2 protein-coding genes are annotated in these 786 nt (G+C 43.9%); both read right to left on the bottom strand.

Annotated features, from left to right (window positions below; translation table 11 throughout):
* The coding region (locus A3766_RS10120) for a hypothetical protein (protein WP_156508851.1) at nt 1–496 on the bottom strand (496 nt) is incomplete at its 3' end.
* Between the two features lie 63 nt (nt 497–559).
* The coding region (locus tag A3766_RS10115; protein WP_156508850.1) for an amidohydrolase family protein at nt 560–786 on the bottom strand (227 nt) is incomplete at its 5' end.

The following is a 786-nucleotide window of genomic DNA, read 5'->3' as shown; positions in this document are numbered from 1 at the left end:
CGATGTCGGGAAAGTGCTTCTTTATATCCAAGCCGTCACGCTTGGCACGCGCAACAACCTCGTCCATTAGCTGAACAGCACGAATATTATGAGGTGCCTTTTTCAAAGAGTACATCTTGGCGCGAAAGAAATCGACAATACCTCGCAGCTTCACGGCGTTAAAGATAGACAATAGCAAGCCCTTTACCGCTTCTGGAGCAGGAACCTTCAAAACCAACTTAACAATGGCATCTTTCAGGCGATCAACCAGTCCAGCCAGACTAGCAACAAAAGCCAGTAACAGGTTAGTCACCCTATATACAAAGTTGTTTTGATAAATTGAGGCCAAGGACTTTTCGAGACGCTCTTTGTTCTCGTGCATAAATTTCAGCACATCTCCTTGCGCAATTTTATCTTTTTCTTGCTGCCACCATTGTATTAGAGCGTGTACACGCTTTTGCTTTCGATTATTCGAATCAAGCGGATCATCCTGTAGATCTTTATCAGGCTGGCTCATAAATTCTTCTCTTACTCTAATAACTAACCAAGGAAACGCTTAGAGTAACAATATTAATCTGTGCTAGCCACTTACCGAAGCTAGTTCAACGCGCAGCTTATTGCCAAACATATCGAGGTCATTGTTACTGGCCGCACCATCGGTACCCAGGGCAACATTAACGCTTTCTGATATTAGCTGGGCGCTAGGGCAAAAGCCGCTTGCAAGTTTAAGGTTCGATTCGGGGCAGTGTATTACATGTACTTTGTTGCTGGCTAAGGATTCAATATCTTGTTCGTTTAGTTCTGTCA

Source organism: Oleiphilus sp. HI0132, assembly GCF_001635845.1.
Note: the sequence above shows the minus strand (reverse complement) of the source record. Positions and strands in the feature narration are given on the sequence as shown.